General features: G+C 72.4%; 6 protein-coding genes and 1 pseudogene. 4 read left to right on the plus strand and 3 right to left on the minus strand.

The annotated features are described in order from the left end of the window. Positions 1-179 (minus strand): annotated as a pseudogene (locus H5J30_RS36630) (spermidine synthase); the annotation flags it as partial. 107 nt (positions 180-286) lie between these two features. Between H5J30_RS36630 and lon the strand changes: the two are divergent. The 3 genes from lon to H5J30_RS12205 all read left to right on the plus strand — a co-directional run bounded on the left by lon (position 287) and on the right by H5J30_RS12205 (position 4,610). Next, positions 287-2,725 carry an endopeptidase La gene (gene lon, locus H5J30_RS12195; RefSeq protein WP_181787454.1) on the plus strand — a complete coding sequence of 813 codons (2,439 nt, stop codon included), beginning with the start codon at positions 287-289 and terminating at the stop codon, positions 2,723-2,725. Positions 2,726-3,085: 360 nt separating this feature from the next. After that, positions 3,086-3,544, plus strand: a complete 459-nt coding sequence (locus H5J30_RS12200; RefSeq protein ID WP_258563270.1) for a hypothetical protein — start codon at positions 3,086-3,088, stop codon at positions 3,542-3,544. 10 nt (positions 3,545-3,554) lie between these two features. Then, entirely contained in the window at positions 3,555-4,610 is a 1,056-nt protein-coding gene (locus H5J30_RS12205) for a hypothetical protein (protein ID WP_181787455.1), read from the plus strand. A gap of 69 nt (positions 4,611-4,679) precedes the next feature. Here the strand turns inward: H5J30_RS12205 and H5J30_RS12210 are convergent, their stop codons facing one another. Further along, entirely contained in the window at positions 4,680-5,558 is an 879-nt protein-coding gene (locus H5J30_RS12210) for a lysozyme (RefSeq protein WP_181787456.1), read from the minus strand. 418 nt (positions 5,559-5,976) lie between these two features. Between H5J30_RS12210 and H5J30_RS12215 the strand changes: the two genes are divergently transcribed. Continuing rightward, on the plus strand, positions 5,977-6,477 hold the full coding sequence (locus H5J30_RS12215) for a MarR family winged helix-turn-helix transcriptional regulator (protein ID WP_374100971.1): 501 nt from the start codon (positions 5,977-5,979) through the stop codon (positions 6,475-6,477). Positions 6,478-6,493: 16 nt separating this feature from the next. On the opposite strand, the gene H5J30_RS12220 is transcribed toward H5J30_RS12215, so the two are convergent. Next, positions 6,494-6,967 carry a MarR family winged helix-turn-helix transcriptional regulator gene (locus tag H5J30_RS12220; RefSeq protein WP_181787457.1) on the minus strand — a complete coding sequence of 158 codons (474 nt, stop codon included), beginning with the start codon at positions 6,965-6,967 and terminating at the stop codon, positions 6,494-6,496. Positions 6,968-7,265 lie beyond the last annotated feature (298 nt).

The raw sequence follows: 7,265 nt of genomic DNA on the forward strand, positions 1-7,265 counted from the left end.
GCCTTCGCCGCGGCCCGGATCAGCAGCCGCTCCGAGCGGCCGTCGGAGGTGTCCATGAGGAAGACGCCGTTCGCGATGATCTCGTGGTGCGCGCCCCGGCGGCGCAGCACGACCTCCCCGTACGGGCCGGACCTGCGGTCGACCGTCACGGCGCGCGGCGCGTCGTTCTCGCTGCTCATGGCCCCATCCTGCCCGATCGCTGACAGCGAACAGACGGCCGGGAACATCACGCCACCCCCCGGGGTTGAGCCCACGTAACTCAACTTGCATGCCGAAGGGGAGATCAATGGCTACTGAGTCCGGCTCGAATACGCCGCTGGCCCTGCCCGTCCTGCCGCTCGATGACGAGGTCGTGCTCCCCGGCATGGTCGTGCCGCTCGACCTCTCGGACCGCGAGGTGCGGGCCGCGGTCGAGGCCGCGCAGGCCGCGGCGCGCGACAGCGGACACAAGCCCAGGGTGCTGCTCGTCCCGCGGGTCGACGGCACGTACGTGGGCACCGGTGTCCTCGGCCGCGTCGAGCAGGTCGGCCGGCTGGCCGACGGCGACCCCGGTGCACTGATCCGCGGCGTCGCCCGGATCCGCATCGGCGCCGGCACCACCGGCCCCGGGGCGGCGCTGTGGGTGGAGGGCACGGAGATCGAGGAGTCCGTACCCGACCCCCTGCCCGGCGCGGTCGCGGAGCTGACGAAGGAGTACAAGGCGGTCGCGACCGACTGGCTGCGCAAGCGCGGCGCCTGGCAGGTCGTGGACCGCGTGCAGCAGATCGACGACGTCGGCCAGCTCGCCGACAACGCCGGCTACTCGCCGTTCCTCAGCACGGAGCAGCGCGTGGAACTGCTGGAGACCGCCGACCCGGTGGCCCGGCTGGGGCTGGCCACGCAGTGGCTGAAGGAGCACCTGGCGGAGCAGGACGTCGCCGAGTCCATCGCCAAGGACGTCCAGGAGGGCGTCGACAAGCAGCAGCGCGAGTTCCTGCTGCGGCGCCAGCTGGAGGCCGTGCGCAAGGAGCTGCGCGAGCTGAACGGCGAGCCCGACGGCGAGGAGTCCGACGACTACCGCGCCCGGGTGGAGGCCGCCGACCTGCCCGAGAAGGTCCGCGAGGCGGCCCTGAAGGAGGTCGACAAGCTGGAGCGCAGCTCCGACGCCTCGCCCGAGGGCGGCTGGATCAGGACGTGGCTCGACACGGTCCTGGAGATGCCGTGGAGCGAGCGTACGGAGGACGCGTACGACATCACCGGCGCCAAGGAGATCCTGGACGCCGACCACGCGGGCCTGGAGGACGTCAAGGAGCGCATCACCGAGTACCTGGCGGTGCGCAAGCGCCGCGCGGACCGGAGCCTGGGCCTCGTCGGCGGCCGGCGCGGCGGCGCGGTGCTCGCGCTCGTCGGCCCCCCCGGCGTCGGCAAGACGTCGCTGGGCGAGTCCGTGGCGCGGGCCATGGGGCGCAAGTTCGTCCGGGTCGCCCTCGGCGGCGTCCGGGACGAGGCGGAGATCCGCGGCCACCGGCGTACGTACGTCGGTGCGCTGCCCGGCCGCGTCGTACGGGCCGTCAAGGAGGCCGGGTCGATGAACCCGGTCGTGCTGCTCGACGAGATCGACAAGGTCGGCTCCGACTTCCGCGGCGACCCCGCCGCGGCCCTGCTGGAGGTCCTGGACCCGGCGCAGAACCACACGTTCCGCGACCACTACCTGGAAGTCGAGCTGGACCTGTCCGACGTCGTCTTCCTCGCCACCGCGAACGTCCTCGAAGCCATCCCCGAGGCGCTGCTGGACCGCATGGAACTGGTCCGCCTCGACGGCTACACCGAGGACGAGAAGGTCACTATCGCCCGCGACCACCTGCTGCCGCGGCAGCTGGAGCGCGCGGGCCTGGAGGCCGGCGAGGTCGCCGTCGAGGACGACGCGCTGCGCAAGCTCGCGGGCGAGTACACCCGGGAGGCGGGCGTACGGAACCTGGAGCGCGCCCTCGCGCGGCTGCTCCGCAAGATCGCGGCGCAGCACGAACTGGGCGACGCGAAGCTGCCGTACACGGTCGGGGTCGACGCACTCCGCCCGCTGATCGGCCGCCCGCACCACACCCCGGAGTCCGCCACCGACCCCGCGGAGCGCCGCACGGCGGTCCCCGGCGTGGCGACGGGCCTGGCGGTGACGGGCGCCGGCGGCGACGTGCTGTACATCGAGGCGTCGCTGGCCGACCCCGAGTCGGGTGCGTCCGGGCTGACCCTGACGGGGCAGCTGGGCGACGTGATGAAGGAGTCGGCGCACATCGCGCTCTCCTTCCTGCGCTCGCGCGGCGCGGAGCTGGAACTGCCGGTGGCCGACCTCAAGGACCGGGGCATCCACCTGCACGTACCGGCGGGCGCGGTCCCGAAGGACGGGCCGAGCGCGGGCGTCACGATGACGACGGCGCTGGCGTCGCTGCTGAGCGGCCGGCAGGTGCGCACGGACGTGGCGATGACCGGTGAGGTGTCGCTGACGGGCCGGGTGCTGCCGATCGGCGGCGTGAAGCAGAAGCTGCTGGCGGCACACCGGTCGGGGGTCACCACGGTGGTCATCCCGAAGCGGAACGAGCCCGACCTGGACGACGTGCCGGCGGAGGTCCTGCGGAAGCTGGAGGTCCACCCGGTGTCCGACGTCCGCCAGGTCCTGGAACTGGCCCTGACACCGGCCGCGGCCGCACCGGCCGCACCGGCCGCGGACCCGGAGGTCCCCGTGGCCGCCTGACCCCGCACCACCGCCTCCACCCCGTCCCCACGGACACGGCCCCTCCCGACCACCCACCCGGGAGGGGCCGTTCGGCGTGCGCGTGGCGGTGCCCCCGGGGAAGCCGGACGGAACTGCCCGTGCCTTGGTAGCGTCTTGTCACTCGAAGTGCCCTCACCGTTACTGGAGTCGACGTGGTCCGCCCCTTCCGCTCAGCCACCCTCGCGGCCGTCGCGGCCGCGGCCCTGCTCGTCTCCGCGTGCGGGGGCGACGACTCCGGGTCGTCGGACGACAAGATCGAGGGCGCGGGGAAGAGCAGCCCGGCGGAGTCGTCGCCGCCACCGCCCCGCGGACGGCCCGGAGATCGAGCTGCCGAAGAGCGTGGAACTCGTCTTCGAGGACTGGGAGTCGGCCGACGCGGAGGAACAGGCGGTGCTGGACTCCGGCGCGCAGAGCGAGCGCGCGACGTACGAGGCCATCACCCAGGATCCGCCGAATCCGGACTCCGAGGCCGTGGCGTACTACCACGCCGAGGGCACCGGCGCCTGGACGGACACTCAGGAGTGGATCGGCGACTTCAAGGACGCGAACGCCACCGTCGAGGGGAAGGTCAGCTTCCGGTCGCCGGTCGTGGAGGTGCACGACAACGGGATCACCGGATCGCTCCGGTACTGCGCGGACGAGAGCGAAGTGAAGACCGTCGAGCGCGGATCGGGAAAGGTGCTGTCCGCCGCGAAGCCGGGAGACGTCGTGCAGTACACCCTCATGTTGCAGAAGGGCGACGGCGACGTGTGGCAGGTCGCGGATGTGAACGGGAAGCGCGGCTCATGCGACGAGTGAGGACTCGGTGATGAAGGGCATCCGCCGTCCCGCCATCGGGGCGTTATCGGTATCGATCGCAACGGGCTTGCTCTTGGCGGGAAGCCCTGCGCAGGCGGGTACGAACCCGCCGGGCTCCGACGCCCGCGGCGACTCGGACCCCGGCGACGGCACCATCAGTGCGACCGCCACCCAGGTCGTCGTCCGGCAGACCGGGGGCGGTGGGCAGGGCGGGCAGCCCATCAGTTCGGTCGACCGGAACTGGACGCCGCCGCCGTGCTGGCACGAGCCCGTCGCCACTCCGCGGGAGCTGGAGCGGGCGGTGGGCGCCATCGAGAGCGGCGACCTCGTCCCCGTCAACAGCCGCCTCCAGTGGGGCACCGACCTCATGCACGAGTACTACCGCGACGGCGGTGACGGGAATCCCGAGAACTACAACCTCGACAAGCAGGGCGACGGCATGTGGTGGCGCGCCGTGCGCAACCCCAACCGGGAGGACGACTTCGAGGCCGGCGGCTGCGACCAGCAGCTGATGTTCTGGGCGGACGACGGTGCCGCGCCCGACGTGCCGACGGCCATCACCCCCGAGATGCTCGCCGGGTACGCCTACGATTCGGTCAAGGTGCCCGATACCGAGATCGAGATGCAGCCCGCGGACGACCGGCTGAAGGTGAACCTGCCCACCTGGATCTGGCAGGAGCCCGCCGCCTTCGACGAGGTCGTGGTACGGGCGGAGTTGCCCGGCACCGGGCTGTGGGCCGAGACCACCGCGACGCCCACGAGCCTGCGGCTCGACCCCGGGACGGAGGACGCCGTGGTCCACCCCGAGGGCGGGGCGTGCGCGATCGACGGCGACGGGGGCGTCGGCGAGCGCTACCGGCGGGGGGCCGCCGGGGCGGTGCCGGTGTGCGGGGTCACGTACCGGCGCTCCAGCGAGGCCGCGGGCGGCTCGTTCGCGCTGAAGGCGTCGATCACGTGGGAGGTCGACTGGACCGGCTCGGGCGGTACGGACGGGGACCTGCCGGACGGTGTCTTCGAGACGACGTACGACGTGACCGTGGCGGAGATCCAGACCGTGGTCCGGTGACGTGGCCGCCGGTCCCGCCGGAGGAGCAGCTCCGGAGGGACCGGCGGGGGTTGGCGGGGCCGGCCGGGGTCAGCCGTTGGCCAGGGCCTGGAGGCGGTCGTAGGCGCCGTTGAACTTGTTGTGGTCGCCGACCGTGGGGCCCGTCGAGGTGTACTGCCAGAAGGTGTAGAAGCCCCAGCCGGCCGGGAGCGTGCCCGGCGAGGAGGCGTAGCGGGCGATCCACAGCGGGTGGTTGCCCGCGTAGCCGCCGTAGTTGCCGGTGCACTGGGTCCACCAGTTGGTGTTCGTGTAGATCACCGCGTAGCGGCCGGTGCGCTCCCGGTAGCGGGTGAGGAACGAGCTGATCCAGTTGCGCATCGACGCCTGGCTGAGGCCGTAGCAGGTGGCGCCGTAGGGGTTGTACTCGATGTCCAGCACGCCCGGCAGCGTCTTGCCGTCGCGGGACCAGCCGCCGCCGTTGCTGGCGAAGTAGTCGGCCTGGGCGGCGCCGCTTGCGCCGTTCGGGAGGGCGAAGTGGTACGCGCCGCGGATCATCCCGATGTTGTACGAGCCGTTGTACTGCTGGGTGAAGTACGGGTTCTTGTAGCCCGTGCCCTCGGTGGCCTTGACGTACGCGAAGCGGTTGCCGGCGTTCCAGAGCGTGGACCAGTTGACGTTGCCCTGGTGGCTGGAGACGTCGACGCCCTCGACGGTCGCGAGCGGGCCGGCCTCCTGGCCGGCGGCGCCCGCGGACCCCGCGGGGGCGCCGGTGCCCTCGTGGAGGCGGATGCCGGCGCCCATGTACGCCTCGCCGCGTTCCAGGTCGCGGGGGTTGGGGTTGAGCCGGTCGCCCGCGGCGGCGGGGGTGGTCAGGCCGACGACGAGGGAGAGCGAGGTGGCCGCGGTGGCGATGGCGGCGGCGAGGGAGCGGCGCCCTAGGCGCGAGCGGGTGCGGACTGGCGATGACATGCGTTCCTCCGGGTGTGGGGGTTCCTCGGTGGTGCCGGATTTGCCGGTGGTACCGGTGGTGCCGTGGTTCCGGGAAGCCGTGACTCCGGTGGTGCCGGTAGGCGGAGGGGGCGGAGGTGCCGGGCGTGTGGTGCGGCCGGCTCGGGGGTGCGGCGGGTGCGGCGGGTGCGGCGGGTGCGCGTGCGGCGGGAGCGGCGGGGCGGCAGTGGCCCGTCCTCGTACGCCTGCGGGCCTGGCCCGGCCCTTGGTGTGGCCATGTCACTACGTGCTGCGCCGAAGGTAAGCGCTGTGCGCGCGGGAGCGAAAGAGGGCCCGGCAGGTGCCTTTGGTCTACGCCTGCGAAATACTGGGGGAGCTGCGGCTTCTGCCGCTTCTGAAGAAAACTTTCAGCCCGTGGAAAGCCGGAAGGGCCCCTGACGTGCACAAGGCCGAAACCCCCGGAGGCGGACAGGTGGACGTGGGAAATGGTGTGGACCACGTCTTCCTCGATCTGGAGCGGGAGCTGGCGGTCTTCTACCGCCGCGCCCGCGGCATCGCGGCGGACATGGCCCGCCAGGTCGACCCCGGGCTCGAACCCGGCGCGTACGCGATGCTGGCCCAACTGGAGGCCGGCGGGCGGCGCGCCACCGAACTCGCCGGCTACTTCAACATCGGCAAGGCGACCGTCAGCCGGCAGCTCCACGCCCTTGAGGAGTTGGGCCTCGTCGACCGCGAGCCCGACCCCGCCGACGGCCGGGCCGCGCTCGTGCGGCTGACGGACGAGGGGCGGCGGCGGATGCTGCGCGTGCGCGGGGCGCGGCACGCGGAGTACATCCAGCAGCTCGCCGGGTGGGACCTCCGCGAGGTCGGGGAACTCGCCCGGCTGCTGGGGCGGTTCAACGAGCTGAGCGCGGGCGGGGGCGGCCGGCGTCAGACGTAGGCGGGGATACGCCCCGTCAGCCCTGTGCCGCCATGTTCGCCGTCATCTTCCGCAGCAGCGCCTTCGCCTGCTCCACCTCCTCCGCCGTCAGGCCCATAGCCTCGTCCAGCGACGGCACCACGACGTTCGCCTTCCGGCGCAGCGCCGTGCCCTCCGCCGTGAGCGACACCTCCACCAGCCGCTCGTCGTCGGCGCGGCGCTGCCGCTTCACCAGCCCGTTCGCCTCCAGCCGCTTCAGCAGCGGGGTCAGCGTCCCGTAGTCCAGGTGGAGCGCGGCGCCGAGGTTCTTGACCAGCGACGGGCCGTTCTCGTAGAGCGCGACCAGCACGAGGTACTGCGGGTAGGTCACGCCGAGCTTGTCGAGCAGCGGGCGGTAGCCGTTGATGACCGCGCGCTGCGCGGCGTACAGGGCGAAGCAGATGAACTCGTCCAGCTTCCGAAATTCTTCCTCGGCTCCCTGCGCCCCGTCCGCGGTGTCGGTGGTCGCCATGCGGGCCCCCTCTCTCTGCTCGTGCCGTCGTCGTACCCGTCCGGGCGCTCGAAAGTTAATCATAAACGATTGACTTGTGTACAAGATAATTGCGGGACGAGGGTGGGCGTACGCGAACCCGTCACAGCTCCACCAGCACCGCCGACGCGTCGTCGTGCACCTTCCCCCTGCGGTACCTGCCGCGGTCCGCGTCCGCCGCCTCCGCCGCCCGTACCTCCGCCACCACGCCCTGCGGGCCCGCCTTCCGCACCCGCTGCATGAGCGCCGCCCAGTCGCCGAAGCCGAACACCTCCGTCCA

Origin of the sequence: Streptomyces phytophilus, from assembly GCF_013870535.1 — a bacterium.
In the GTDB taxonomy this organism is placed as follows: domain Bacteria; phylum Actinomycetota; class Actinomycetes; order Streptomycetales; family Streptomycetaceae; genus Streptomyces; species Streptomyces phytophilus.

Bases quoted from the DNA above. Each gene is read 5' to 3' on its own strand.
- lon (WP_181787454.1), top strand. From the start codon at position 287: ATGGCTACTGAGTCCGGCTCGAATACGCCGCTGGCCCTGCCCGTCCTG.
- H5J30_RS12205 (WP_181787455.1), top strand. From the start codon at position 3,555: ATGAAGGGCATCCGCCGTCCCGCCATCGGGGCGTTATCGGTATCGATC.
- H5J30_RS12210 (WP_181787456.1), bottom strand. From the start codon at position 5,558: ATGTCATCGCCAGTCCGCACCCGCTCGCGCCTAGGGCGCCGCTCCCTC.
- H5J30_RS12220 (WP_181787457.1), bottom strand. From the start codon at position 6,967: ATGGCGACCACCGACACCGCGGACGGGGCGCAGGGAGCCGAGGAAGAA.